This window comes from Blastococcus sp. SYSU DS1024 (genome assembly GCF_054050795.1).
Window position 1 is genome coordinate 144,625 of the sequence record NZ_JBJHAA010000008.1, and the last position, 24,705, is coordinate 169,329.

General features: G+C 75.0%; 26 protein-coding genes. 12 read left to right on the plus strand and 14 right to left on the minus strand.

Annotated elements, in window-relative coordinates:
- Positions 1-5 precede the first annotated feature (5 nt).
- From ACI79S_RS09955 to ACI79S_RS09975, 5 genes are all read right to left on the minus strand, one after another.
- Positions 6-470: a helix-turn-helix domain-containing protein gene (locus ACI79S_RS09955; RefSeq protein WP_456593267.1), complete on the minus strand. Its 465-nt coding sequence runs from the start codon at positions 468-470 to the stop codon at positions 6-8.
- 89 nt (positions 471-559) lie between these two features.
- Positions 560-1,504 carry an asparaginase gene (locus ACI79S_RS09960; RefSeq protein ID WP_456593268.1) on the minus strand — a complete coding sequence of 315 codons (945 nt, stop codon included), beginning with the start codon at positions 1,502-1,504 and terminating at the stop codon, positions 560-562.
- 118 nt (positions 1,505-1,622) lie between these two features.
- Positions 1,623-2,183, minus strand: coding sequence for an RsiG family protein (locus ACI79S_RS09965; RefSeq protein ID WP_456593269.1), 561 nt, complete (start codon positions 2,181-2,183; stop codon positions 1,623-1,625).
- Positions 2,184-2,310: 127 nt separating this feature from the next.
- Positions 2,311-3,420 (minus strand): CAF17-like 4Fe-4S cluster assembly/insertion protein YgfZ, encoded by a 1,110-nt coding sequence (gene ygfZ, locus ACI79S_RS09970; protein ID WP_456593270.1) that lies wholly within the window; start codon positions 3,418-3,420, stop codon positions 2,311-2,313.
- Positions 3,417-3,875 (minus strand): Fur family transcriptional regulator, encoded by a 459-nt coding sequence (locus ACI79S_RS09975; protein WP_456593271.1) that lies wholly within the window; start codon positions 3,873-3,875, stop codon positions 3,417-3,419. Before ACI79S_RS09975 ends, ygfZ begins: the two co-directional genes overlap by 4 nt.
- A 38-nt stretch (positions 3,876-3,913) precedes the next feature.
- Between ACI79S_RS09975 and ACI79S_RS09980 the strand changes: the two genes are divergently transcribed.
- The 3 genes from ACI79S_RS09980 to ACI79S_RS09990 all read left to right on the plus strand — a co-directional run bounded on the left by ACI79S_RS09980 (position 3,914) and on the right by ACI79S_RS09990 (position 7,582).
- A complete protein-coding gene (locus ACI79S_RS09980; protein WP_456593272.1) occupies positions 3,914-4,762 on the plus strand; it encodes an aminotransferase class IV in 849 nt (282 codons plus the stop codon).
- Between the two features lie 91 nt (positions 4,763-4,853).
- The gene (nhaA, locus tag ACI79S_RS09985; RefSeq protein ID WP_456593273.1) at positions 4,854-6,473 is read left to right on the plus strand and encodes a Na+/H+ antiporter NhaA; all 1,620 of its coding nucleotides are present in this window, start codon (positions 4,854-4,856) and stop codon (positions 6,471-6,473) included.
- A gap of 350 nt (positions 6,474-6,823) precedes the next feature.
- On the plus strand, positions 6,824-7,582 hold the full coding sequence (locus ACI79S_RS09990) for a hypothetical protein (RefSeq protein WP_456593274.1): 759 nt from the start codon (positions 6,824-6,826) through the stop codon (positions 7,580-7,582).
- On the opposite strand, the gene ACI79S_RS09995 is transcribed toward ACI79S_RS09990, so the two are convergent.
- From ACI79S_RS09995 to ACI79S_RS10005, 3 genes are all read right to left on the minus strand, one after another.
- The gene (locus tag ACI79S_RS09995) at positions 7,579-9,288 is read right to left on the minus strand and encodes a DUF885 domain-containing protein (protein WP_456593275.1); all 1,710 of its coding nucleotides are present in this window, start codon (positions 9,286-9,288) and stop codon (positions 7,579-7,581) included. The genes ACI79S_RS09990 and ACI79S_RS09995 overlap by 4 nt on opposite strands.
- Complete coding sequence (locus ACI79S_RS10000; RefSeq protein WP_456593276.1) at positions 9,285-9,818, minus strand: FABP family protein; 534 nt, start codon at positions 9,816-9,818, stop codon at positions 9,285-9,287. Before ACI79S_RS10000 ends, ACI79S_RS09995 begins: the two co-directional genes overlap by 4 nt.
- Before the next feature lie 136 nt (positions 9,819-9,954).
- Positions 9,955-10,884: an NAD-dependent epimerase/dehydratase family protein gene (locus ACI79S_RS10005; RefSeq protein WP_456593277.1), complete on the minus strand. Its 930-nt coding sequence runs from the start codon at positions 10,882-10,884 to the stop codon at positions 9,955-9,957.
- Between the two features lie 129 nt (positions 10,885-11,013).
- Here ACI79S_RS10005 and ACI79S_RS10010 point away from each other — a divergent pair, with 129 nt between their 5' ends.
- Together ACI79S_RS10010 and ACI79S_RS10015 are read left to right on the plus strand one after the other, a co-directional pair.
- Positions 11,014-11,691: a WHG domain-containing protein gene (locus tag ACI79S_RS10010; RefSeq protein ID WP_456593278.1), complete on the plus strand. Its 678-nt coding sequence runs from the start codon at positions 11,014-11,016 to the stop codon at positions 11,689-11,691.
- 127 nt (positions 11,692-11,818) lie between these two features.
- Entirely contained in the window at positions 11,819-13,576 is a 1,758-nt protein-coding gene (locus ACI79S_RS10015) for a SpoIIE family protein phosphatase (protein WP_456593279.1), read from the plus strand.
- A 64-nt stretch (positions 13,577-13,640) separates the two neighbouring features.
- Here the strand turns inward: ACI79S_RS10015 and ACI79S_RS10020 are convergent, their stop codons facing one another.
- The 5 genes from ACI79S_RS10020 to ACI79S_RS10040 form a co-directional block, all read right to left on the minus strand.
- Positions 13,641-13,934, minus strand: a complete 294-nt coding sequence (locus ACI79S_RS10020) for a DUF1416 domain-containing protein (protein ID WP_456593280.1) — start codon at positions 13,932-13,934, stop codon at positions 13,641-13,643.
- Between the two features lie 6 nt (positions 13,935-13,940).
- Positions 13,941-14,768: a sulfurtransferase gene (locus tag ACI79S_RS10025; RefSeq protein WP_456593281.1), complete on the minus strand. Its 828-nt coding sequence runs from the start codon at positions 14,766-14,768 to the stop codon at positions 13,941-13,943.
- 236 nt (positions 14,769-15,004) lie between these two features.
- On the minus strand, positions 15,005-15,331 hold the full coding sequence (locus tag ACI79S_RS10030; protein ID WP_456593282.1) for a thioredoxin family protein: 327 nt from the start codon (positions 15,329-15,331) through the stop codon (positions 15,005-15,007).
- 54 nt (positions 15,332-15,385) lie between these two features.
- Positions 15,386-16,075 carry an LmeA family phospholipid-binding protein gene (locus ACI79S_RS10035; protein ID WP_456593283.1) on the minus strand — a complete coding sequence of 230 codons (690 nt, stop codon included), beginning with the start codon at positions 16,073-16,075 and terminating at the stop codon, positions 15,386-15,388.
- Positions 16,072-16,896, minus strand: coding sequence for a hypothetical protein (locus tag ACI79S_RS10040; RefSeq protein ID WP_456593284.1), 825 nt, complete (start codon positions 16,894-16,896; stop codon positions 16,072-16,074). The genes ACI79S_RS10035 and ACI79S_RS10040 overlap by 4 nt, the downstream gene beginning before the upstream one ends.
- A gap of 245 nt (positions 16,897-17,141) precedes the next feature.
- Here ACI79S_RS10040 and ACI79S_RS10045 point away from each other — a divergent pair, with 245 nt between their 5' ends.
- The 3 genes from ACI79S_RS10045 to ACI79S_RS10055 all read left to right on the plus strand — a co-directional run bounded on the left by ACI79S_RS10045 (position 17,142) and on the right by ACI79S_RS10055 (position 19,873).
- Complete coding sequence (locus ACI79S_RS10045) at positions 17,142-17,897, plus strand: winged helix-turn-helix transcriptional regulator (protein WP_456593285.1); 756 nt, start codon at positions 17,142-17,144, stop codon at positions 17,895-17,897.
- A 7-nt stretch (positions 17,898-17,904) separates the two neighbouring features.
- Positions 17,905-18,798 (plus strand): mycothiol synthase, encoded by an 894-nt coding sequence (gene mshD / locus ACI79S_RS10050; RefSeq protein WP_456593286.1) that lies wholly within the window; start codon positions 17,905-17,907, stop codon positions 18,796-18,798.
- Positions 18,799-18,931: 133 nt separating this feature from the next.
- Positions 18,932-19,873 carry a lysophospholipid acyltransferase family protein gene (locus tag ACI79S_RS10055; protein ID WP_456593287.1) on the plus strand — a complete coding sequence of 314 codons (942 nt, stop codon included), beginning with the start codon at positions 18,932-18,934 and terminating at the stop codon, positions 19,871-19,873.
- 24 nt (positions 19,874-19,897) lie between these two features.
- On the opposite strand, the gene ACI79S_RS10060 is transcribed toward ACI79S_RS10055, so the two are convergent.
- Positions 19,898-20,227, minus strand: coding sequence for a hypothetical protein (locus ACI79S_RS10060; RefSeq protein ID WP_456593288.1), 330 nt, complete (start codon positions 20,225-20,227; stop codon positions 19,898-19,900).
- Between the two features lie 399 nt (positions 20,228-20,626).
- On the opposite strand from ACI79S_RS10060, the gene pstS reads away from it, so the two are divergent.
- The 4 genes from pstS to pstB all read left to right on the plus strand — a co-directional run bounded on the left by pstS (position 20,627) and on the right by pstB (position 24,703).
- Positions 20,627-21,742: a phosphate ABC transporter substrate-binding protein PstS gene (gene pstS, locus ACI79S_RS10065; protein ID WP_456593289.1), complete on the plus strand. Its 1,116-nt coding sequence runs from the start codon at positions 20,627-20,629 to the stop codon at positions 21,740-21,742.
- 115 nt (positions 21,743-21,857) lie between these two features.
- Positions 21,858-22,811: a phosphate ABC transporter permease subunit PstC gene (gene pstC / locus ACI79S_RS10070; RefSeq protein WP_456593290.1), complete on the plus strand. Its 954-nt coding sequence runs from the start codon at positions 21,858-21,860 to the stop codon at positions 22,809-22,811.
- Positions 22,811-23,896: a phosphate ABC transporter permease PstA gene (gene pstA, locus ACI79S_RS10075; RefSeq protein ID WP_456593291.1), complete on the plus strand. Its 1,086-nt coding sequence runs from the start codon at positions 22,811-22,813 to the stop codon at positions 23,894-23,896. Before pstC ends, pstA begins: the two co-directional genes overlap by 1 nt.
- A gap of 27 nt (positions 23,897-23,923) precedes the next feature.
- Complete coding sequence (gene pstB / locus ACI79S_RS10080) at positions 23,924-24,703, plus strand: phosphate ABC transporter ATP-binding protein PstB (RefSeq protein WP_456593292.1); 780 nt, start codon at positions 23,924-23,926, stop codon at positions 24,701-24,703.
- Positions 24,704-24,705 lie beyond the last annotated feature (2 nt).

Consider the following 24,705-nt stretch of genomic DNA (forward strand, 5'->3'; position numbering starts at 1 on the left):
GAGGTTCAGCTGGCGGCCGGGGAGGAAGCCCGGTGCTCGCGGACGTAGGTCTCGTAGAGCTCGAGCAGGACGGCCTTGTGCCGCTCGGACAGCGCGTCGTCGTTGCGGATCGCCGCCACGGTGTCCGGGTTCCCGGAACGCCGGTCGAGGATCCCCGCCTGCTCGTAGAGCGTCTCGGCCGAGATCTTCAGGCCCCGGGCGATCGACGCCAGGATCTCCGCCGACGGCTTGCGGAGGCCCCGCTCCACCTGGGACAGGTAGGGGTTGCTGACCCCGGCGGTCCGGGCCAGCTCGCGCAGCGAGACGCGCGCGGCGCTGCGCTGCTCGCGGATGAAGTCGCCCACCGACGAGCCGACCGCCGAGACGCTCGGGGAGTCGGCGACCGTGTCGGCCATGCTGCCGGCGACCCGGTCCACCCTTTCGCGGACCGTGGTCACCTGCTCGCGGACGAACTCACCGGGGGTCTGCACGCATACGACGTTAACCCCGAGTGCTAGCTCTTGCAAGCGGAGCGGCTAGCACTCGGGCGTGATCACGCCCACACCCGGCCGGCGGCCGGTCAGCCGTCCAGTGCTGCGGACTCCCGGACCTCGCCGACGACGCCGCTCCCACCGGAGACGGGTGTCCGCGCCCACGGAGCAAGCACCTCCGCCGGGACGCCGAGCCGGCGCAGCCCGGCCGCGAGCGCCGGCGTCCGCCCGCGGTCCCCGCCGTCGTCCAGCTTCAGCGCCACCGCCCCCGCGCCCGGCAGCGCCGCCACGTGCACGCCGTCGGCGCCGCCCTTCACCAGGAGGCCGGGGAGCGCACGCATCAGGTCGGTGTCCTCGCGGCCCGAGCCGGCCACGAACCAGGGGTGGGCCCGCATCGCGTCGGCGACCGCCCGCTCCCGCGAGCCGTCGGCCGCCTGCACCAGTGAGAGGACCCCGCGCGCCAGCCCGGTGAGCGACAGTGCGTGCTGCGGCGCACCGCACCCGTCGACGACGACGGCCGCGACCGGCGCACCGGCGGCCTCGCCCAGCCGCGCCTCGATCGCCTGCTGCAACGGGTGGTCCCGCTCGAGGTAGCCCGCCGTGGGCCAGCCGGCCGCGACGCAGGCCGACAGCATCGCGGCGTGCTTGCCCGAGCAGTTCATGGCCAGGCGTTCAGGGGCGCGCCCGGAGACGAGCCAGGCCGCCTTCGTCGGGTCGTGCTGCGGCAGGGCCGGCGGGCAGCCCAGGTCCTCCGGCCCCAGCCCGACGGCGGCGAGCATGCCGGCGACCAGCTCCCGGTGCCCGTCCTCGCCGCTGTGGGAGCCGGCACCGATGGCCAGCTCCTCGGCCGAGCGCGGCGCCCAGCCGGCCGCCAGCATCGCGGTGGCCTGCACCGGCTTGTTCGCCGAGCGGGGCAGCACCGGCCGGCCGACGTCGCCGGCGGCGAACCGCACGTCCCCGTCGGCGCCCAGCACGACCAGGGCTCCCCGGTGGACCGACTCCAGGAACCCCGACCGCCACACCTCGACCAGCACGGGATTCTCCGGCCACGGTGAGGTGCGGGAACCACCGCGAGCCTGGTGAGCTGCTGGAACGGCCACGCCTCAGGGTCCCATGCCGAGCGTGCGAGGCATGGGGGGATGCGTGGTCCTTCTAGTGGCGGGCCTCGTCCGCCAGCAGCGCGGCCACGTCCGCCTCGCCGTCGCGGTACCGGCGGCCGAGCTCCGCGGCCAGGCCGTCCATGACCTGCTGCACGCCGCGGCGACGCTCCGACAGCCCCTTCTCGGCGTCGGCGAGGGCACGCGCGGCGGCCTCGAGCTTCGCGTCGGAGAGCTCGGTGATCGCCGAGAGGTCGGCGCCCGGGGTGAGCGCGTGCACCCAGGACTCGTACTCCTGGGGGTCCGCCGGCTGCACCGTCTGGTGCCGGCCGAGGCCGTGCGCGGGGCCCCGCCCCTTCTCGGCGAGGATCTCGGGCAGCAGATCGACCAGCGAGCGCCCGTCGTGCTCGGCCCGCCGCTGCAGCTCGCGCCGCACGATGTCCAGGCGCCCCTGCAGCAGCCGACGGGTGTAGGAGAGGTTGACCTCCTGCTGCTCCGCCTCGCGGCGCAGCCGGCGCACGTCGCCCATGGGCCGACGCACGGCGCTCTCCAGGAACGCCGGGTCCAGCAGCGCGTCGACGGCGGCACCCCCGGCGGGGGACGGCTTCGGACTCACGGGGGTGGCCTCCAGGTGCGGGACGCCCGGCGGGCGGGCATCGGCGGTGGTCAGCGGCGGGCGCTGGCCGGAGCGTAGGTCAGTGCCCCCGACCTGCCCACCCGCGAGGCGGGCGGCCGCGGCGCGCTCAGCCGATCGTCCCAGACCGGACGGCCCGGACCCGGTTCCGCGCCGCGATCTGGGTGTCGTCGAGCGCCGGCGCGGCGTCGTCGGGATCGATCGCGGCCGTCGAGCCACCCACGGTCAGCGCGGCGTCCTCGGCCACCGACTGCTTGACCAGCGCCAGGGCGATCACGCCCAGCTCGTGGTGCCGGACGACGCTGCCCACCCGACCGACCGTCCGCGTGCCCGCCAGCACCGGCTCGCCGGGGCCCGGCAGGTCCTCGCTGACGCCGTCGAGGTGGAGCAGCACCAGCCGGCGCGGCGGGCGCCCGAGGTTGTGCACCCGGGCCACGGTCTCCTGCCCGCGGTAGCAGCCCTTGTCCAGGTGCACGGCGGTGCGCAGCCACTCGAGCTCGTTCGGGATGGTGCGGTGGTCGTTGTCGACGCCGAACCGGGGCCGCCGGGCCTCCACGCGCAGCGCCTCGTACGCCGCGGCGCCGGCGAGGGGGACGCCCAGGCGGTCGGCCAGGGCGCCGACGTCCGCCCGGGGCACCAGCAGGTCGTGGACGACGGCCGACCCGTCGCCGACCGGCGGCATGCGGCGCACCCAGCCGTCGCCGGCCGGCTCCACCGCGTACGGCTCGGCGGGCACCGGCAGCCCGGCCGCCGCCAGGGCCGCGGCGGACCCGGGGCCGACGAGGGACAGCACCGCCCGCTCGCCGGTGACCAGCCCCGGCTCCACCCGGAGCATGAACCGCATCCGCTCGAGGAACGCCAGCAGGGCGGGCCCGGCGCCCGGCTCGACGTCGGCCCAGGTCGTGCCGCCCAGCTCGGTCACCACCAGGTGGTGCTCGACGTGGCCGTGGGGGCTGAGCACCAGCGCCTCGCTGCCGATGCCGTCGGCCAGCTGCGCGAAGTGCTGGCTGGTGATGCTGTGCAGCCACGAGAGGCGGTCCGCGCCGGGAACCGCCAGGACGTCGCGGTCACTGCGGTCGACCAGGCCGGCGCCCTCGGCGAGCAGCCGCTGCTCGCGCAGCGGGTCGCCGTAGTGCGCCGCGACGACCCGGGCGGCCTCGGGTCCGGGCTCGAGGGGCACCGCCCCGGGCCGCGAGAGGAGGGGCGAGGGCGTGGTCATGACGACTCCGTTCGGGCGCGGTCTCGGCAGGCGCGGCACGTGCCCGACAGGGCGACGTGGCCGACGTCCACGGTGAAACCCAGGTCGGCCGCCAGACGTTCCGCCGCCTCGTCGAGCAGGTCGGGTGCCGCCGACGAGATCTCGCCGCAGGAGTTGCAGACCACGTGCAGGTGGGGCCGCTCCGCGGCGTGGTAGACCGGCGCGCCACGCCCCAGGTGGGTGTGCCAGACCAGCCCGAGGCGCTCCAGCAGCTCCAGCGTGCGGTAGACCGTCGAGGTGTCGGGAGCGCTGCCGCCCGGGCCGGCCTCCGCGCGCAGCCGGGCGCCGATCGCCTCCGGCGTGGCGTGCGGCAGCGCCGCGACCGCGGCCAGGACCCGGGCGCGCTGGGGGGTCAGCCGCAGGCCGCGGGCCCGCAGCTGCTCCGCCAGCGGAGCGGCGACGTCGTCGGTCCCCATGCCGTGAGCCTATGCCTGCGGTGCGGCAGGCTGGACCCGTGAGCGAGCAGCGCAGGGTGGCGGTCTGGCGGGACGGCGCAGCGACGGCGGTCCCGGCCGACCAGCCGGTCGTGACCGCCTTCGACCTCGGGCTGGCCCGCGGCGACGGCGTCTTCGAGTCCGTCCTCGTGGTCGGGGGGAGCACGCCGCACCTGCCCGCGCACCTGGCCCGGCTGGCCCGCTCCGCCGGCCTCCTGGGGCTGCCGCACCCCGGGGACACGGCCTGGCGGGCGCTGGTCGGCGCCGTGCTGGCCGGCTGGCCGGCCGACGTCGAGGGCGTGTGCCGCCTCCTCCTCACCCGCGGGCTCGGCGACGGCGCACCGCCCACGGCGCTGGCCCTGCTCGCCCCGGTTCCCGCGGACACGGTGCGGCAGCGCCGCGAGGGCATCGCCGTGGTGACGCTCGGGCTCGGGGTGCCCGCGGACTTCCGCGCCGGCGCACCGTGGCTCCTCGGCGGCGCCAAGACCCTCTCCTACGCGGTGAACATGGCCGCCCAGCGCCACGCGCACGACGTGGGGGCCGACGACGTCGTCCTCACCAGCCTGGAGGGCCGGCTGCTGGAGGGCCCCACCTCGACGGTCGTCTGGGCCGCCGCGGGCACGCTGCACACGCCCCCGGTGGACAGCGGCATCCTCGCCGGCACCACCCAGGCGCGGCTGTTCGACGCCGCGCGCGCCGCCGGGTGGCCGACCGCGTCGACCCCCGGGACGGTCGAGGACCTGCACGCCGCCGACGCGGTCTGGCTGCTCTCCGGCGTGCGCGGCGCGGTCACCGTGCACACCGTCGACGGCGTGCCCCGCGGTGACGCCGGGCTGTCCCCCCGCATCCGGGAACTCCTCGCCGGGTAGCGTGAAACGCAGGTGCGCCGGGAAGTCTGGTCGGCAGCGCGTCCGTCGCCGGGCGCGCCCCCGACCCGATCCTGCCCTCCGGAGCCGCCCCGTGACGTCGCCCGCCCCCGCCCGCCTCTTCGGACGCGGTTCCTGGACCGAGGCGCAGCGCGTCGCCTCGGTGCTCCGCAAGGAGACCGTCGGCGGCGCCCTGCTGCTGGTGGGTGCGGCGATCGCGCTGATCTGGGCCAACTCCCCGTGGGCGGGGAGCTACGAGGCGCTGCGCGACACCCGGGTCGGGCCGGCGGCCCTGCACCTGGACCTCACCCTCGGGACGTGGGCCGCCGACGGTCTGCTGGCCATCTTCTTCTTCGTGGCCGGGCTGGAGCTCAAGCGGGAGTTCGTCGCCGGTGACCTCCGGGAACCGCGCCGGGCGGCCCTGCCCATCGCCGCGGCGGTCGGCGGCATGGCCGTCCCGGCGCTGTTCTTCGTGCTGCTCAACCTGGGCGGCCCCGAGGGCGCGCTGGCGGGCTGGGCCATCCCGTCGGCCACCGACATCGCCTTCGCCCTCGCCGTCCTGGCGGTGATCAGCACCCACCTGCCCAGCGCCCTGCGCACGTTCCTGCTGACGCTGGCGGTCGTCGACGACCTGCTGGCCATCACGATCATCGCGATCTTCTACACCTCCGCCCTGGCGGTCACCCCGCTGCTGCTGGCGCTGGTCCCGCTCGCGCTGTTCGGCTTCCTGGTGCAGAAGCGGATCCGCTCCTGGTGGCTCCTGCTGCCGCTGGCCGCCGTCACCTGGGTGCTCGTCCACGAGTCGGGCGTCCACGCCACGGTCGCGGGCGTCCTGCTCGCCTTCACCGTCCCGGTCGTCCGCAGCGAGGCGGCCGGCGGGCCGGACGCCGGGCCGGGCCTGGCCGAGCACTTCGAGCACCGCATCCGCCCGCTGTCGGCGGGCGTGGCCGTCCCGGTCTTCGCCTTCTTCTCCGCCGGCGTGGCGGTCGGCGGGCTGTCGGGTCTGGGCGAGTCCCTCGGGGACAGCATCGCCCTCGGCATCGTGGCCGGCCTGGTCGCCGGCAAGGCGATCGGCATCACCGGCGCCACCTGGCTGGTCGCCCGCTTCACCCGGGCACAGCTCGACGAGAACCTCGGCTGGCCCGACGTCCTCGGGCTGGCGCTGCTCGGCGGGATGGGCTTCACGGTCTCGCTGCTGATCACCGAGCTGGCCTACGGCGCCGAGAGCGAGAGCTACGAGCACGCCAAGGTCGGCATCCTCGCCGGCACCGTCGCCGCGGCCCTGCTGGCCAGCGTGATCCTGCGGCTGCGCAACCGCCGCTACAAGGCGATGTACCTGCACGAGCTCAGCGACGTCGACCAGGACGGCATCCCCGACGCCTGGGACACCGTCGACGACCGCGCCGAGCACCAGCCGGCCCGAGCGGCCGCCACGCCGCCCGGCCCCGGCGCCACCCCGGCGACCGAGGAGCTCGGCGAGGAGGCCGCACGGCCGGGCTACGAGACGGTCGACGACCAGGCCGAGCACGAGCCGGAGTGGGAGGGCGTCGCCACGCCGCCCGGGCGCACCGCCACCGACGCCGCCGAGGACCTCGGGAACGACGACGGCCCGCGGCCGGACTACGAGACGGTCGACGACCAGGCCGACCACGACCCCGACTGGTCCGGCACCCGCCCGCCGGGGCGCACGATCGGTCCCGGCAGCGGGAGCTGACCCGTCCGGCCGGTCCGGGACACGCCGGTCCCGGACCGGCCACCAGCGCGTTCGCTCACAGCGGAGCAGATCGGTTGCCGCTCCCGTGCCCGCGGCCGTACCGTCGTGGCACACGAGAGAGGAGGTGGTCCGTAACTTTGCTGAGCTACAGGACTCGTGAGGTGGCTGTCCGCTAGCCGCCGTCCAGATGGGCCGCCCGTTCGGATGGGAATCCGAACGACGGCATGATCGCCCGTCCGTCGATGGCGGCGAGCGAGAACCGGACAGTCACCCGACCCCCGGGCCGCCGACAGTTGTCCAGTCGGCCCGCGTGCGGCTCCCCCGTGGAGCGCCGCGGAGCAGCCCGGGGGTTGTCCGTTTCCCAGGAGGCGTACGTGCAGCTCGGCGGACTTCCCGTCGAGGCCGACGTGTCCACCGGCGCCTGGATCGCCGAGGCGGTCGGCCGGGCCCACTGGGGCACGGTGGCCTCGCTCGTGCCGCCGGTGTTCCCCGCTCACGCCCGCGTGCTGCACCCCGCCTACCGCTACGAGGGCGACGACGACGTGGAGGTCCCCTGGGCCGCGGTCGCCGCGCTCAACGGCACCGTCATCCACCCGCTGGCGCAGTGGCCGTCGGTGACCGGCGGGTGGGAGTACCTGCACGAGGACAGCCAGCCTCCCGACTGGGACGGCGCCCCCGCGGAGGGGCACCTGCCCACCACGGTCGCCGCGCGCATGGCCGCCGTGCTCGCCCGGCACACGACCGCGCCGGAGGACTGCCTCTTCGGCCGGTGGGCCGGCCTCGGCGTCGACGCCGCCGCGCTGCGCGGGCAGCCCACCCTGCCGCTGCCCCGGGGCCGCGACGCCGTGCTGGTGCGGGGCCGGGTGGCCGACGCGGCCCGCAACCTGGCGCCCGAACCCTCCGAGCAGAGCGCCAACCTGTGGTGGCCGGCCGACCGCACCTGGGTCGTGGCCACCGACATCGACCTGATGAGCACCTACGTCGGGGGCAGCCCCGCCTGCGTCGCCGAGCTGCTGTCCACGCCGGGGCTGGAGGTCCTGACCTGCGGGGTGGCGGACCGGGTCGGCCACGCCGACGACCCGGTCAACCCCACCCCACCACGCGGCTAGAGCCGCGCGAGCTCCGCCTCGAGGTCGTCCAGGCCCAGCGACCCCTGCGACAGCGCCGCCATGTGCCAGGCCTTCAGGTCGAAGGCCGCCCCGTGGGCCTGCTGGGCCGCCGCCCGGCCGGCCAGCCACGCCCGCTCCCCGAGCTTGTAGCTGATCGCCTGCCCCGGGATCCCGAGGTAGCGCACCAGCTCGCTGTCGAGGAAGGCGACATCGGCGCCGGAGTGCTCGCCCAGGAAGGCGCGCGCCAGCTCCGGCGTCCAGGGCTGACCGCGGTGCTCGGCCAGCGCCCCCTCGGCGTCGTCCGGGACCGGCAGCTGCAGGTGCATGCCGATGTCGATGACCACCCGCACCGCCCGCAGCTGCTGGGCATCCAGGAACCCGAGCCGCTCCGCGGGGTCACGGAAGTAGCCGAGCTCGTCCATCAGCCGCTCGGCGTACAGCGCCCAGCCCTCCACGTTCGCGCTCACCGAGCCGATCGAGGTCTGGTACGTCGACAGCTGGTGGGAGACGTGGACCCACTGGGCCAGCTGCAGGTGGTGGCCGGGAACGCCTTCGTGGTACCAGATCGAGACGAGGTCCCACAGCGGGAACCGGGTGCGGCCCAGGGTGGGCAGCCAGGTGCGGCCCGGGCGGGAGAAGTCCTGCGCCGGCCGGGTGTAGTACGGCGCCGCCGCACTGCCGGGCGGCGCGATCATCGCCTCCACCCGCTTCACCGGCTCGGCGAGGTCGAAGTGCGCCCCGTCGAGCTCGGCGATCGCCTCGTCCATCATCTGCTGCAGCCGTTCGCGGATCTCCGCCACGCCTTCGACGGCCGGGCCGTTGGTCGACAGCCAGCGCATCGCCTCCAGCGGGGTGGCGCCGGGGCGGACCTTCTCCGCCTCGACCCGCTGCTCGGCGAGGATCCGCCGGTGCTCGGCCCAGCCCCAGGCGTAGACCTCCTCCAGCCCTCCGCCCGATCCGAGGTCCGACCCGGTCCAGCGGCGCACCGCCCGGGCGTAGCGCTCGCGGCCCACGGCGTCGGGCACGCCCTCGGTGCGCGGGCCGTACTCGTCGCGCAGGTGGTCGCGGGTTGCGGCCACCGCGGTGTCGGCGGCCTCGGCGGCCGCCCGCAGCTGCGGCTGCAGCGCCTCCGGGCCGGCGGCCACGAACGTCGCGAAGTAGGGGCCGGCCAACCACTGGTCCAGCTGCTCGACGACGGTGCGCACCTGGCGCGGGGCCACGAGCAGGTCCCGCCGCACGGCCTCCTCGAGGGTCTCCAGGTAGCCGCGGTAGGCCTCCGGGACGCGGGCCAGGCGCCGGGCGAGGACGGACCAGTCCTCCTCCGTCGCCGCCGGCATCATGCTGAACACCTGGCGCACCGAGTGCACCGGGCTGAACAGGTTGTTGAGCGAGCGGTAGGGCTCCCCCACGGCGTGCGCGTCGAGCTCGGCCGTGAGCCGCTCGCGCAGCAGCCGGGCGCACCGGCGCTCGACCGGGTCGTCGCCGAGCGCGGGGGTGGCAGCCAGCACCCGGTCCAGCTCGGTGAGCGTCTCGCGCGCCAGCGCCGCCTCGGCCTCGATGCCCGCCGGCGACAGGTCCGGGAGCCGGTCGTCACCGGGGCGCACGCCGAGCGCCGTGGCCAGGATCGGGTCGAGCTCGGCGGCCCGTGCGACGTAGGCGTCGGCGACCTGGCGAGGAGTCGTGGGGCGGGTCGTGCCGGCGGTCATCGGATGCGCTCGAGGCGGGCCGACATGACCGGGCGGGGCGGCTGCTCCCCCACGGCCCGGTCGATGGCGTACATCAGCGCCCCCTCGACGATGCCGTAGAGCCGCACCGACCGGGTCACCTCGGGCGCGTCGGGGGTGCGCGCCAGCACGTCGCTGGTGAGCTCCCAGCTGGTGGTGGTGCGGGCGGTGCCGACGTAGATCTCCACGAGCCCGTCGGGGCTGGCCACCAGCAGCTCGACGTCGTCGTTCCCGCGGGGGCGCCAGAAGCCGGACTCGCGGACGTCCGGCCCCACGATCTTCCCGTCGTCGGTGAGCCGCCAGGTGCGCGACTCGTACGCCAGGAAGCCCCGGCCGTCGTGGGCGAACCGGATCCACTGGCCGAACCGGTGGTCGCCGCCGGTGCCGGCCGCCTGCCCCTCCCCGTGCCACTCCCCCAGCAGGGGCAGCACCGCGAGGAGCTGCTCGGAGACCTCCGGTCCGCTGCGGACGTCGGCGGTGTCGGGCACCGGCAGCTCGGTCGGGCCGCTCATCGCCGGCCCGCCTTCGGGCCGCGCGCGAGCCGGAGGGCGCCGTAGCCCAGCGCCACGGCGCACGACGCCGTCAGGGTGACCAGGAGCCAGGCAGAGACCATGGGAACCACCGTAGTGACGGCGGGGCGACCGGTGCTCAGGCGGCCGCCGGTGCGTGCTCCGCGGTCGCGGCCACCACCTCGGCCCACGGGGTCGCCGCGATGCCGAACGTCGCCGTCGTCTCCGCCGCGTCGACGACGTACTCCTGGTCGAACTGGTGCCGCACGTCGACGACCTCCCGCATGACCGGCGACAGGAGCCCCACCGCGCGCAGCACCGGCCAGGGCACCCCGCGGACGGTCGGCGCCGGGGCGGACAAGGCGGCCGCCAGGTTGGTGAGGGCCGCGCGCTGGGAGCGCGGTGGGGTGCTCGGCACGTGCCAGGCCCGCCCGAGCGCGCGCTCGTCGGTGCCCAGGACGGCCAGGGTGGTGGCCACGTCGGGGAGGTAGGCCCAGCTGCGGGGGGCGTCGGGATCCCCGATCACCCAGGCGGTGCGCCCGCGCCGGAGGGCGGGGAGCTGGCGTATCAGGTGGGACTGCGCGGCCGGCACCTGCGGCCCGACGAAGTCCGCGGCGCGGGCCTCGGTGATCCGCACCCGGCCCGCCTGGTGGGCGGCCAGCGCCTGCTGCCACATGCGCGCCCGCACCAGCCCCTTGGTGTCGGTGGCGGCCAGCGGCGTCCGCGGCGTCATGGGCCCGTCGGGGCGCCCGTAGGGGTAGAGGTTGGACATGGTGACCAGGACGGCGCCGGTGCGCTCGGCGGCCAGGAGCAGCGCGGCCGCGACCGGCGGCCAGTCCGTGGCCCACCGGTGGTAGGCGGGGTTCACCGCGTTGTAGAGCGCCGCCGCGCCCCGGGCGGCCTCGGCGAGGGCCCCGGCGTCGGCGGCGTCGACCTGCCGGTGCTCGAGCCCGTCCGCGGAGACCCCGCCGCTCCGGGAGAGGACGCGCACGTCGTGCCCGCGCTCCCGCAGTTCCCGGGCCGTGGTCAGGCCGACCGGCCCCTTGCCGACGACGACGTGCAGTGCCATGGGTGCTCCTCGGTGATCACGCTGCGAGCAGTGCTCTCGTTGTGGGGCGATGCTCGCGCTCGCCGACGACGCCTGTCAAGAGCACCGCTCTCCGTTGCGTGCACCGCTCCGAGCGGGCACCCTGGACCGGTGCCCACCGCCCGGGAGCGCGTCCGCGCCGAGATCACCGCCGAGATCGCCGACGCGGCCCGGCGGCAGCTCGCCGCCGTCGGTGCGGCCGGGCTCTCCCTGCGCGCGGTGGCCCGCGAACTGGGCATGGCGTCCTCCGCCGTCTACCGCTACGTCCCCAGCCGCGACGAGCTGCTGACCCGGTTGATCATCGACGGCTACGACGACCTGGGCGCCGCGGCGGAGGCTGCTGACGTCCCGTCGGACCCGCCGCGCCGGCGCTGGCTGGCCGTCTGCCGGGCGGTGCGCGGCTGGGCTCTGGAGCACCCGCACGAGTACGCGCTGCTGTACGGCTCACCCGTCCCCGGGTACGAGGCGCCCGCCGAGACCGTGCCCGCCGCCGCCCGCGCCGGCGTGGTCCTCGGTCGCATCCTGGGCGATGCCGCCCGCTCCGGTGCGCTCCCCGAGTCGGCCGGCGAGCGCGACCCCGGTCTGATCAGCGACGGTGCGGTCGCGCTCCTGGGCGGCGAGCACCCGGCCCTCGACGAGACGGTGCGCGTGCGTGCCCTGCTGGCCTGGAGCTCGATGTTCGGTGCCATCAGCTTCGAGCTGTTCGGCCACCTGGTGGGTTCGGTGGTCGACCGCGACCGCTGGTTCGACCGCGCCATGGCCGAGCTCGCCGGTTCGCTCGGCCTCTGACCCGCCACCGGCGTGGGCCGGGGTGAGGCCGACCCGACAGGCCGGGTCGTTGGAGAGTCGGCAGGTCGTACGGCAGGCTGGACCGGCCCCGCGCACGCGGGAGGCAGTGGGAGGAGCGGACATCGAGATGGCCCAGGCCGGCCGCAGCACGGCGCCGATCACGGGCGAGGAGGCGCTGCCCGGGACGCCGTCGTGGTTCTCGGTGCTGCAGGACTCCTCCCTGCTGCTCGCCGCCGTCTGCGACACCGGGGGCACGCTGCTCACCGCCAACCGGCTGGCGCTGGAGGACTGCGGCTTCGACCGCCGCGACCAGCTGGGCCGGCTGCTGTGGGACGTCGACTGGTGGGCCGGCGACCCCGCGGCCCGCGCCCGGGTCACCACCTGGTGCCTGCAGGTGGCCACCGGCGGCGCGCCGGTGCGCGCAGCCACCGACCTCTTCCTGGCCGACGGGACGCGACGGGTCGCCGACCTGACCCTGCAGCTGGTGAGCGAGGGCACGCAGGAGGAGTACCTGCTGGTCACCGGCCTGGACGTCACCGAGCGGCTGGAGAACGAACGGCTCACCGCCGAGGCGCGGGCGGCCGGTGCCGAGGCCACCACGCTGCGCCAGGTCGCCACCGCGCGCGCCCGGGACCTCGAGGTGCTGCGGGAGACCGAGGCCAAGCTCACCCGCGCGCTCGCGATCACCGAGCGGGTGCTGGCCAACGTCGCCGACGGCATCTACGGCCTCGACGTCGACGGCCGGGTGGAGTTCCTCAACCCCGCCGCGGCCCGGCTCACCGGGTACCTGCCCGACGAGCAGCTCGGCCGGGACCAGCACGCCCTGATCCACGGCACGCGCCCGGACGGCTCGCCCTACCCTCGCGAGGAGTGCCCGGTCTGGCAGGCGCTGCGCACCGGCCGCACCGTCGTCGCCGACCAGGAGACGTTCTGGCGCAGCGACGGCACCCCCATCCCCGTCGAGATGGTGGTCGTGCCCACCGTGGAGGACGACGAGCTCACCGGCGTGGTGGTCTCCTTCCGCGACCTCACCGACCGGCTGGCCGCCCAGCGGCAGGCAGCGGAGCTGGAGGCGCTGGCCGCCCGGGCCGCCGCGGACCGCGCCCTGTCCGACCGGCTGCAGCAGTCCCTGCTCACCCCGCCGCCGGAGCCCGACCACCTGCAGATCGCCGTGCGCTACCGCCCCGCGGCGCACGAGGCGCAGGTGGGCGGGGACTGGTACGACGCCTTCCTCCAGCCCGACGGGGCCACCATGCTGGTCATCGGCGACGTCGTCGGCCACGACAGCAGCGCGGCCGCGGCCATGGGGCAGCTCCGCGGGCTGCTGCGGGCGCTGGCCTACGCCGAGGAGGACGGCCCGGCGGCGACCCTCACCCGGGTCGAGCACGCCGCGCGGGGGCTGGCGGTCTCGGCCCTGGCCACCGCGGTGCTGGCGCGCATCGAACGGCATCCCGCGGAGCCCGTCGCCGGCCGGCGGCAGCTGCGGTGGAGCAACGCCGGGCACCTGCCGCCGGTCCTGCTCGCCCCCGACGGCACCACCACGCTGCTCACCAGCAGCCCGGAGCTGATGCTCGGCATCGATCCCGATGCACCCCGCGGCGACCAGACCGCCGACCTGCTCGACGGGTGCACCCTGCTGCTGGTCACCGACGGGCTCGTCGAGCGCCGCGACATCGACCTGGACGAGGGCCTCGAGCGGCTGCGCGAGGCTCTGCGCGACCTCGGCCGCACCCCCTTGGAAGAGCTGCTGGACACCGTCCTCACCCGGCTGGTGCCCGACGCCGGGGCCGACGACGTCGCCATCGTGGCCGTCCGCGCCTTCCCCGAGGACCGGCCCCGGCCGGCCGAGGCCGGTCCGCGCCGGGTGCCGCCGGGCCTGGCCTGAGGCGACCCCGGGAACGCCGACGGCCCGCCCCCCGGAGGGAGACGGGCCGCCGGACACCACCTCGCTAGGCGATCGCGACGGTGGTCTCGTTCAACCCCACCTCGGCGGCGAGCACGCGCTCGCCCTTGCCGACCGCGGCCAGGGTGCGCAGCTTCCACTGCCCCGGCGCGGCGAAGAACCGGAACTCACCCTCGGGGCTGGTGACCACCTCGGCGGTGAACTCGTCGGTCGAGTCCAGCAGCCGGACGTAGGCCCCGGCCACCGGCGCGCCGTCGTGCCACACCGAGCCCTGGATGACCGTCTGCGTGCTCAGGTCGATCCCGTCGAGGGAACCACCCTGCTTCGGCGCTCCGCACATCTCAGCTCACTTCTCGATCGGGACGCCGACGAGGGAGCCGTACTCCACCCAGCTGCCGTCGTAGTTCTTGACGTTCTTCTTGCCGAGCAGCTCCTGCAGGACGAACCAGGTGTGGCTCGAGCGCTCGCCGATCCGGCAGTAGGCGATCGTCTCCTTGCTGTCGTCGAAGCCCTGCTCGGCGTAGAGCTTGGCCAGTTCCTCGTCGGACTTGAAGGTGCCGTCCTCGTTGGCCGCCTTGCTCCACGGGATGTTGATCGCCGTGGGCACGTGGCCGGCCTTCTGCGACTGCTCCTGCGGCAGGTGCGCGGGGGCGAGGATCTTGCCGGAGAACTCGTCGGGCGAGCGGACGTCGACGATGTTCTTGCTGCCGATGGAGGCCACGACCTCGTCGCGGAACGCCCGGATCGAGAGGTCCGGCTCGCTCGCCTTGTACTGCGTGGCCGGGCGCTGCGGGACGTCCTTGGACAGCGGGCGGCCGTCCAGCTCCCACTTCTTCCGGCCGCCGTCCATCAGCTTCACGTCGGAGTGGCCGTAGATCTTGAAGTACCAGTAGGCGTAGGCGGCGAACCAGTTGTTGTTGCCGCCGTAGAGCACAACCGTGTCGTCGTTGCTGATGCCCCGGGCCGACATGAGCTCCTCGAAGGCGCTCTTGTCGAGGAAGTCGCGGCGCAGCGGGTCCTGCAGGTCCTTCTTCCAGTCCAGCTTGACGGCGCCCTCGATGTGGCCGCCGTCGTAGGCGGTGGTGTCCTCGTCGACCTCGACGAGGACGATGCCGGGCTGGCCCAGGTGCTCCTGGACCCAGTCGACGGTGACGAGCACGTCGTTGCGGCTCATGGTGGTGGTCCTCCGGGTGATCGGTGTGCGGTCGGTCGGTCTGGTGGTGCAGGGACGACGCTGATCGCTCAGACCGCGGAACTCACGGGAGAGAGGGGCATCCCGACGGCGCGGACAGCGCGTCTGGACGGCGCGGTGCCGCCCTCAGAGGGCGCGACACAGGCAGCTGCCGACGCGGCACAGGTCGACTGCGCGGCGCGAGGTCAGCAGGATGCCCACGGCGCGAGGGTAGCCGATCACGGCGCACCCCCCACGTGGGCGTCCACCAGGGCGAGGAGCTCCTCCGGCCGGGGGGCGCCGGTGCTGCGCGCCACGAGCGCTCCGGCCCGGTCCAGGTAGAACAGCGTGGGCGTCCGCCGGACGCCGAGCTCCCGCACCTCGTCCAGGTGGCTCTCCGCGTCGACGTGCACCGTGACGAGGCCGGGCCGGGTCGCCGCCAGCCGGGCCAGCCGCGCCCTGGTCGCCCGGCACGGCCCGCAGAACGCGGTGGAGAACTGCACGACGGTCAGGTCCGCCTCGGCCGGGCGCACGCCCAGCCGTCCGAACACCGCAGCCGTGTCCACCGCATCCACCTCCGCTCCGGGCCCCGGTGGGCACGAACCGGACCCGCCGGGGCGCTATTCCGGCCGGATGACCGTGTCCTCGGCCTCGGCGCGCACCTCGACGCCGTCCCCCGCGGGGGTCACGTCCGTGAGCCGCAGCCCGTAGGGCAGCTCCACCGGGTAGCGGAGGTCGAGCAGATCGGTGACCCGGTCGACGAGGGAACGGGGCACCTCGATGCCGGCACCGGAGACGCGGTCGACGTCGACGACGAGGTCGTCGCCGTCGACCGAGACGGTGCCGACGGCGGTGAGCGGCAGCGGGCGGCCGAGCAGCTCGACCGTCCGGGTGATCCGGAGGCCCTCTCCCTCCCGCTCCAGCGTGGTGTCCCCGCCGAGCTCCCGGGCGAGCAGCTCGTAGGAGAGCGTCGCCGTCCCGTCGATGCGCTCGACGGGTACCTCCTGCACCGACCCCGACCGCAGCGCCGAGAGGGGCAGGTGCACCCCGCGGAGGGTGACGTCGGCGCGGGTGCCCTCGGGCTGGCCCAGGTCCTCCGCGGTCAGCGAGACGTGGACCTCCTCGTAGCGCCCACCGATGGCCTGGGTGAGGAACGGGAAGCCGCGGACGTCGACCTCCGGACGGCCGGCCAGCTCGTCCTGGCTCGCCAGCTGCTCGGCGACCTGGTCCTCGGCGAAGCCCACCGCGACCCGGTCGAGCAGGATGCCGAGGCCGAGGAGCAGGACGATGAGGACGGCGGCGACCTTCACAGGACGGTCAGCAGGGCCAGGGCCACCGGCGCGCAGGCGGCGAAGGGGAGCACGACCTGCACCACGGTCGGCGCCCACGGGGAGAGCGCCTCCGCCCGGCCCTCGGTGGTCGTCTCGACGGCGAGGTAGCTGCCGGCCACGGCGACCAGCGCCACCACCCCGGCGACGACGGCACCGACGGCCGGTGCGCGCAGCGCACCGAGCTCGGCCAGATCACGGACGGCCCAGGCCGTGCCGGCGCCCGCGAGGACCGCGAGGACGATGCCGAGCAGCCCGCGGGGGACGCCGGGGGCGAGCTGCGGCCGCGGCAGGACCTGGTCGACCAGGTGGCCGACCAGGAGCGCGACGCCGGCCACCAGGGCGGTCGTGGCCAGGCGGCCGTCGTCGGCCCGGCCCAGCGGCAGCAGCACCGCCAGAGCGCCGACGGCGGTGAGCAGCACGGCCGACCCGGCCAGCGAGTCGACCAGGTCGTGCCGCGGCGTGCGCAGCATCTGCTGCAGGACGGCGGCGAGGAAGCCGACGCCGAGCACGGCCAGCAGGCCCCCAGGCCCCGGGTCCTCGGGCAGCGCCAGCGCGAGGTCCGCCGCCACCGCGGCGGCCGTGCCGACGGCGAGCGAGGCCGCGAAGCCCTGCATCCCGGTGGCGAGCACCCAGGAGAGGACCAGCGCCAGCTGGAGCACGAGCACGGCGGCGAGCGTGCCCACCTCGCCGACCACCGCCGGGGGGCCGGCGACCAGGCCCGCCACGACGACGGCGAGGCCCGCGCCCGACAGGTGGTGCGGTCGGGCCGGTGCCGTCGACGGGACCGCGCTGGGGCTCACGGGCCGATCGTCTCAGAAGCCGGGCGCCCGCTCCGCTCGACGAGCGGACCTCCCCTCCCGGCGTGTCCGGACCCCCCGGGGCACCCACCCGGCGACCGAGGGGCCCGCGGTCGGCACCTCGACCGGCCGCATCCCGGCAGATGGGGCTGCCCGGAAGGCACGTCCGCTATCCTGCCCTCTCACCTCGACAGCGTTGTCGCAGGTCCGGTCGGCACCCGCCGGCCCTGGACCCCTGAGGAGACGACATGCGACTCGTGCTCATGACCGCCGCGCGCCAGGCCACGACCGAGGTGCTGCCCGCCCTGGGGCTGCTGGGCCACCAGGTCCGCGTCGTGGCGCCCGAGCTCTCCAGCCTCCTCGACGGCGACTCCGGCGACGTCGTCCTGGTCGACGCCCGGTACGACCTCATCCAGGCGCGCACCCTGTGCGGGCTGCTCTCCTCGACCGGGGTGGCCTCTGCGCTGATCGCGGTGCTCTCCGAGGGCGGGCTGGTGGCCCTGTCCGCGGACTGGGGCGTCGACGACGTGCTGCTGGACACCGCCGGCCCCGCCGAGGTCGACGCCCGGCTGAAGTGGGCGACCGCCCGGCGGCTGGCCGCGGCCACCCCGGCCGACGGCGCCGACGGCGGGGTCACCCAGGCCGGCGAGCTGGTGATCGACGAGCACAGCTACTCGGCGAAGCTGCGCGGCCGCCCCCTCGACCTCACCTACAAGGAGTTCGAGCTGCTGAAGTACCTGGCGCAGCACCCGGGGCGGGTCTTCTCCCGCGCGCAGCTGCTCCAGGAGATCTGGGGTTACGACTACTTCGGCGGCACCCGCACCGTCGACGTCCACGTGCGCCGGTTGCGGGCCAAGCTCGGCACCGAGCACGAGGCGCTGATCGGCACCGTGCGCAACGTCGGCTACAAGCTCGACCAGCAGGTGGCCGACGCGACCGCCCGGGCCGCCGCGGAGGACCGCGCCGCCACCGCCGAGGACAGGGCCGGCGCCGAACTGGTCTGATGGCCCGGTGATCGACGATCCCGACGTCGCCGGCGTCCTCGCCCTGCTCCGCGCCGCCGGCGCCGCCGACGGGGTCCGCCCCGTCTCCGAGGAGGGCGAGCTGCGGCTCCGCCACGGCGCGCCCGAGGGGCACGACCTCACCGTCCACGACGAGGACGGTGAGCTGGCCGGCTACGCCCGCCTCGACGGCGACACCGCCGAGCTGGTGGTGCACCCCGAGCGGCGCCGGCGTGGCCACGGCACCGCGCTGCTGCGGCGCCTGCTGGACGTCGCCGGCGACCGGACGCTGAGCGTCTGGGCGCACGGCGACCTGCCCGGGTCCGCCGAGCTGCTCGCTCCGCACGGGTTCCGGCGGGCACGGGTCCTGCTGCAGATGCGGCGGGACCTGGCCGGCGTCGACCCCGAGCCGCGGCCCGAGCTGCCCGCCGACGTCCAGGTGGTGCCGTTCGTCCCCGGCCGCGACGAGGAGGCGTGGCTGCGGGTCAACGCCCGCGCCTTCGCCTGGCACCCGGAGCAGGGCCGCATGACGCGCGCGGACCTCGAGCTGCGGGAGGCCGAGCCGTGGTTCGACCCGGAGGGCTTCCTGATGGCCTGGCGGGGGGATCCGGGAGCCGGCGAGCTGCTCGGCTTCCACTGGACCAAGGTGCACCCGGCCGGGGACGCCGGTCCCGAGCCGGTCGGCGAGATCTACGTGCTGGGTGTCGACCCCGCGGCCCAGGGGCTGCGGCTCGGCCGGGCGCTCACCGACCTGGGCCTGGCCCACCTGCGGCGGCAGGACCTCGAGGAGGTGCTGCTGTACGTGGAGGAGGACAACGCGGCGGCCGTGCGGTTGTACGAGGGGCGGGGGTTCCGCCGGTTCGCCGTGGACGTCGCGTGGGAGCGCCCGACTCCCCGCGGCTGACCGCCGCGGAGAGCTGCTGACCGTTCGGGCAGCCGTCGCACCGGCTCCGCACGCCGGCCACCGCCCGTCCACCTGGCCCGGTGATGCTCGGCGGGTCCGGCCCTCCGGTCTCCCGAGCACTCGAGGTCGCACCGTGCCCCTGCTCCGACCCCGTCGTCCGCGCACGCTCCCCGAAGGCACCGGCGCCGGACCTCTCGGCCCGGCCACCGAGGCGCCGGCGCCGTGTCGAGCGGCCTGCTCCGACGGGGACGGCCTTCGCGCCGACACGACGACCCGCCGCCTCAGGTCGTGCCGCCTGGCCGGGGCGCTGCTGGCCGCGGCGGTCCGCGTCCCGCTGCGGGCGAGCACCGGCGCGAACGCCCGGCGGCGGGCCGCCGTCTGCAGCGCCGCCGGCATCCTCACCGCGCTGGGGGTCCGCGTCGAGGTCGTGAACCCGGCACGGCCCTGGCCCCGCCCGCGGACCGGCCACCTCGTCGTGGCCAACCACGCCTCGTGGCTCGACGGGCTCGCGCTGCTCGTCGCCGTCCGGGCGACGCCGGTGGTCGAGGCCGGCGAGCGGGACCGGGCGCTCTTCGGCCGGCTGGCGCGGCGCCTCGGCGCGGTCGTCGTGGACCCCGGGCGACCGAGGTCGGTCGCGGCGGGGGCCGCGGAGGTCACCGCGCGGCTGCGGCGCGGCGAATCCGTCTCCGTGCACCCGGAGGGCACCCCCGCCTGCAGCGGGCAGGTCGGGCAGGTCCGCCCGGTGTTCTCCCAAGCTGCCGTGGACGCCGGCGCCGCGGTGTGCCCCGTCTCGATCCGGTACCGCACCGCAGGGCCCGCGGGTCTGCCCTTCTGCGCCGGCGGCTCGCTGCGGCGCAGCATCCGGCGGGTCCTCGCCGCGCGGCGCCTGGTGGTCGAGGTGCACCTGCTGCCCGCGCTGGAGGCGACCGCGGGCGACCGCAGGGCCCTCGCGGCCCACGCGATCCACGGTGCCGGCCGGCCCCTGCCGCCGCCGGTCGGCCCCACCCGGTCGACCCCAGCCCCCGGTCGACCGGGGATCCCCGTCCCGCGCCGGCACACCCCGCCGGCCGCCTGAGGGCGACGCCGGGACACCGCCGCGCTACGGCCCGACGCCCCGGCGACCGCGACCGCCCCGCCGGCCGCGGCGGACCGCTGCGACGAGCGGGGTCAGCACCAGGGCCGCGGGGAAGGCGAACGGTCCGAGGCCACCGGCGGACACCTCGCCCGTGCTCACCAGAGCGGCTCCTGCGGTTCCCGCGGCGACGGCCGAGGCCGCCAGGACGAGGACGCGCACCGCGCGACCGCACTCGCGCTCGGCGTCACCGGCCCCCACCGGCGGCTCCCCCGCCTGGCGGACCATCGACGCACCCGCGGCGACCGCCAGCACCGCGGCCGCCAGCAGCAGCAGGGCGGTGACCACCGTCGTCACGGACCGGGGACCAGGACGCGGCCGGAGTGGTTCCTCATGAGCCCACCCTCGGCCGTCGACGTGACCCCGGGGTGGCGCGGGCGTGTCAGCCGGCTGGAGTCCGCGCGGCATCTCCGGGAGCCGACGGACGCCCGGACGGCGGTCGCCGCGCCGCCCGGTGACGCCGACCCGGGAGGACACGCCCCGGGTCGTGCCCGGTCCTGCCCCGCCGGCATCGCCTGGGCGACCATCCACGCCGGCCGACGTGACCCCCGCCACCCATGATCATCTCAGTCCTCCGCGGTCGTTCACCCCGCGTTCACCTGTCCTCGGTAAGCGCGCCACCTGAGGTCCCTAGCTTCGGTCGCGTCGGTCCCACGCTGCCCGGAACAGGTCCGGGCGAACCTGAGAGGCCCTGAGTTGAAGCTCAGCACCAAGACGCGCGCCACCACGCTCTCCGTGGCGCTCGCCAGCACCCTCGCGCTCGCCGCCTGCGGCGCGTCCAACGAGTCCGGCAGCACCGGTGGGGGCAGCGACACCGGCAGCGGCGGCGAGCTGAGCGGCACGCTCGTCGGCGCCGGGTCCAGCGCTCAGCAGGCGGCCATGCAGGGCTGGACGGCGGGGTACAACAGCGTCCAGCCGGACGTGACCGTCAACTACGACCCGGTCGGCTCGGGCGGCGGTCGCGAGCAGTTCCTCGCCGGCGGCACCGACTTCGCCGGCTCGGACGCCTACCTGGACGAGGAGGAGCTCGCCGAGGCCGAGGAGCGCTGCGGGACCTCCGGGGTGTTCGAGCTGGTCAACTACATCGCGCCGATCGCGGTCGTCTACAACCTCGAGGGCGTCGACGAGCTGAACCTCTCCCCCGAGACGCTCGCCGGCATCTTCAACCAGCAGATCACCAACTGGGACGACCCGGCGATCGCCGCCGACAACCCCGACGCCACGCTGCCCGACCTCCCGATCACCCCGGTCAACCGCGCGGACGACTCGGGCACCACGGAGAACTTCACCGAGTACCTGGCCGCGGCCGCCGGTGACGCCTGGCCGCACGAGGCCGACGGCGTCTGGCCGGTGTCCGGCGGCGAGGCCGCCCAGGGCACGTCGGGCGTGATCAGCGCGGTCGGGGCCGGCAACGGCGCCATCGGCTACGCCGACCTGAGCCAGGCGGGCGATCTCGGCGTGGCCAACATCGGGGTCGGCGACGAGTTCGTCGCGCCGTCCGCCGAGGCCGCGGCCGCGGTCGTGGAGAACTCCGAGACGCTGGAGGGCCGGGGCGAGTACGACTTCGCCATCGAGCTGGCGCGCGACACCACCGAGTCGGGCAACTACCCGATCGTGCTGGTCAGCTACCACATCGGCTGCATCGAGTACGACGACCAGGAGACCGCTGACCTGGTCAAGGACTTCATGGGCTACGTGATCAGCGAGGAGGGCCAGCAGGCCGCGGCCGAGGCCGCCGGGTCGGCTCCGATCTCGGACGCCCTCCGGGAGCAGAACCAGTCCGCGGTCGACGCGATCACCGCGACCGGCTGATCCGGCACCATCAGTGACGGCCCGGAGCGTCTGAGACGCTCCGGGCCGTCAGTCCGCCCGCTGCCAGCGGGCACCCCCGACGGCACCCCATCGACGCGCAGCAGACGGAGCAGCGGTGACAGCCACCAGCCCCCCGCAGGAACCGACGGCCCCCCGGGCCGTACGACGGCCCGGCGACCGGATCTTCTCCGGCACCGCCAAGGGCGCCGGGATCCTCATCCTCGTCATCCTCGCCGGGGTCACGGTCTTCCTCCTCGCGGAGTCCCTCCCGGCGCTGACCGCGCCGGCCGAGGAGCTCCCCGGCGAGGGCGGGCTGGTCTCCTACGTCTGGCCGCTGATCTTCGGCACGCTGCTGTCCGCCGCGATCGCCCTGCTGGTGGCCACCCCGCTCGCGGTCGGCATCGCGCTGTTCATCACCCACTACGCGCCGCGCCGGGTCGCCCAGGTCCTCGGCTACGTCGTCGACCTCCTGGCCGCGATCCCGAGCATCGTGTACGGCTTCTGGGGCATCGCCTGGCTCGCCCCGCGGCTCGTGCCCTTCTACCGCTGGCTCGAGGAGAACCTCGGCTTCATCCCGTTGTTCGCCGGGCCGGTTTCCGCCACGGGGCGGACGATGCTCACCATCGGGCTGGTCCTCGCGGTCATGATCCTGCCGATCGTGAGCGCCATCTCCCGGGAGGTCTTCACGCAGGTGCCGGCGCTGCACCGCGAGGCCGCGCTCGCCCTCGGCGCCACCCGCTGGGAGATGATCAAGATGGCGGTGCTCCCGTACGGCAAGAGCGGTGTCATCGGTGGCGCCATGCTGGGCCTCGGCCGGGCGCTGGGCGAGACCATGGCGGTCGCGATCATCCTCTCCGGCTCGGCCGCGGGGATCACCTTCGCCCTGATCTCCAGCGCCAACCCGCAGACCATCGCGGCCAACATCGCGCTGCAGTTCCCCGAGTCGACCGGGCTCGACGTCAACACGCTGATCGCCAGCGGACTGGTGCTGTTCGTGATCACGCTCCTGGTCAACATGCTCGCCCGCTGGATCGTCAACCGCCGGGCCGACTTCTCCGGAGCCAACTGATGAGCACGTCCATGCAGCAGCGCAGCACGGGCGTCAGCGCCCCGGGCACGCCCCCCGAGCAGCGCCGAGCCGGACAGCTTCCCCGGTGGGCGCCGTGGGCCTGCTTCGTCGTGGCCCTGGCGCTGGCGGCCCTCATAGGGTTCCTGACCAGCCCGAACATCGTCCTGCTGGTCATCTACACCGTCGTCCTGGGCACCATCGCCGTCTACGTGGTGTCGCGCGTGGTCGAAGGCCCCCGGCGGGCCGTCGACCGGCTGGTCACGTGCCTGGTGGTGACGGCGTTCGGGATCGCCATGGTCCCCCTGGTGTCGCTCGCCTACGAGGTGATCCGCCGCGGCGCGGAGCGGTTCGACGGAGAGTTCTTCGGCGCGTCGCTGCAGGGCATCATCGGCGAGGGTGGTGGCGCCTACCACGCGATCATGGGCACGCTCATCATCACCGGGCTGACCACGCTCATCTCGGTGCCGATCGGCCTGATGACCGCCATCTACCTGGTCGAGTACGGATCCGGCCGGCTCAAGCGCTCCATCACCTTCTTCGTCGACGTGATGACCGGCATCCCGTCGATCGTGGCCGGCCTGTTCGCCTACGCCCTCTTCGTGATCTTCTTCGGCCCGGGGATCCGGCTCGGCATCATGGGTGCCGTGGCCCTCTCGGTCCTGATGATCCCGGTCGTGGTGCGGTCGGCCGAGGAGGTGCTGAAGCTCGTGCCCAACGAGCTGCGGGAGGCTGCCTACGCGCTCGGCGTCCCCAAGTGGCGCACCATCCTCAAGGTGGTCATCCCCACCGCGATCGCCGGTCTCGGAACCGGCGTGACGCTGGCCATCGCGCGCGTCATCGGTGAGACCGCGCCGCTGCTCGTGACGGTCGGCATCACGAACGGCACGAACCTGAACCCGTTCGAGGGCCGCATGGCCACCCTGCCGGTCTACGCGTTCTACCAGCTGACCCAGCCGGGGGTACCGCCCGAGCACGCGATCAACCGGGCCTGGACAGCAGCGCTGGTCCTCATCATGCTGGTGATGGGCCTCAATGTGGTCGCCCGCGTGATCAGCCGCGTCTTCGCCCCCAAGACCAGTCGCTGAGCTTCATCCACCCAGAAGGGACCACTCGTGGCCAAGCGCATCGAGGTGTCGGATCTCGACATCTACTACGGCAAGTTCCTCGCCGTGCAGGGCGTGAACGTCTCCATCGAGCCGCGCAGCATCACGGCGCTGATCGGGCCGTCGGGCTGCGGCAAGTCGACGTTCCTGCGTGCGCTCAACCGCATGCACGAGGTCATCCCCGGTGCGCGCGTGGAGGGCAAGGTCGTCATGGACGGCCAGGACCTCTACGGCTCCGACTCCGACCCGGTCACCGTCCGCCGGCAGATCGGCATGGTGTTCCAGCGGCCGAACCCGTTCCCGACGATGTCCATCTACGACAACGTCGCCGCCGGCATGCGCCTGAACTCGAAGAAGATGAAGAAGTCGGAGACCGACGAGCTCGTCGAGCGCTCGCTGCGCGGGGCCAACCTGTGGGAAGAGGTGAAGGACCGCCTCGACCGGCCGGGCTCGGGCCTCTCCGGTGGTCAGCAGCAGCGGCTCTGCATCGCCCGCGCCATCGCCGTCGAGCCGGACGTGCTGCTCATGGACGAGCCCTGCTCGGCGCTCGACCCGATCTCCACGCTGGCCATCGAGGATCTGATGACCGAGCTGAAGGAGCGGTTCACGATCGTCATCGTGACCCACAACATGCAGCAGGCGGCCCGGGTCAGCGAGCAGACCGGGTTCTTCAACCTCAACGGTGTCGGGCAGCCTGGCCGCCTGATCGAGTTCAACCCGACCGAGAAGATCTTCAGCAACCCCGACGAGAAGGCGACCGAGGACTACATCTCCGGTCGCTTCGGCTGAGC

Excerpts from the sequence above, each read along its gene's own strand:
- pstA (WP_456593291.1), top strand. The coding sequence starts at position 22,811 with ATGAGCACGTCCATGCAGCAGCGCAGCACGGGCGTCAGCGCCCCGGGC.
- ACI79S_RS09975 (WP_456593271.1), bottom strand. The coding sequence starts at position 3,875 with ATGGGGACCGACGACGTCGCCGCTCCGCTGGCGGAGCAGCTGCGGGCC.
- ACI79S_RS09995 (WP_456593275.1), bottom strand. The coding sequence starts at position 9,288 with ATGACCGCCGGCACGACCCGCCCCACGACTCCTCGCCAGGTCGCCGAC.
- ygfZ (WP_456593270.1), bottom strand. The coding sequence starts at position 3,420 with ATGACCACGCCCTCGCCCCTCCTCTCGCGGCCCGGGGCGGTGCCCCTC.
- ACI79S_RS10005 (WP_456593277.1), bottom strand. The coding sequence starts at position 10,884 with ATGGCACTGCACGTCGTCGTCGGCAAGGGGCCGGTCGGCCTGACCACG.
- ACI79S_RS10015 (WP_456593279.1), top strand. The coding sequence starts at position 11,819 with ATGGCCCAGGCCGGCCGCAGCACGGCGCCGATCACGGGCGAGGAGGCG.
- ACI79S_RS10025 (WP_456593281.1), bottom strand. The coding sequence starts at position 14,768 with ATGAGCCGCAACGACGTGCTCGTCACCGTCGACTGGGTCCAGGAGCAC.
- ACI79S_RS10020 (WP_456593280.1), bottom strand. The coding sequence starts at position 13,934 with ATGTGCGGAGCGCCGAAGCAGGGTGGTTCCCTCGACGGGATCGACCTG.
- ACI79S_RS10000 (WP_456593276.1), bottom strand. The coding sequence starts at position 9,818 with ATGAGCGGCCCGACCGAGCTGCCGGTGCCCGACACCGCCGACGTCCGC.
- ACI79S_RS10045 (WP_456593285.1), top strand. The coding sequence starts at position 17,142 with ATGCGACTCGTGCTCATGACCGCCGCGCGCCAGGCCACGACCGAGGTG.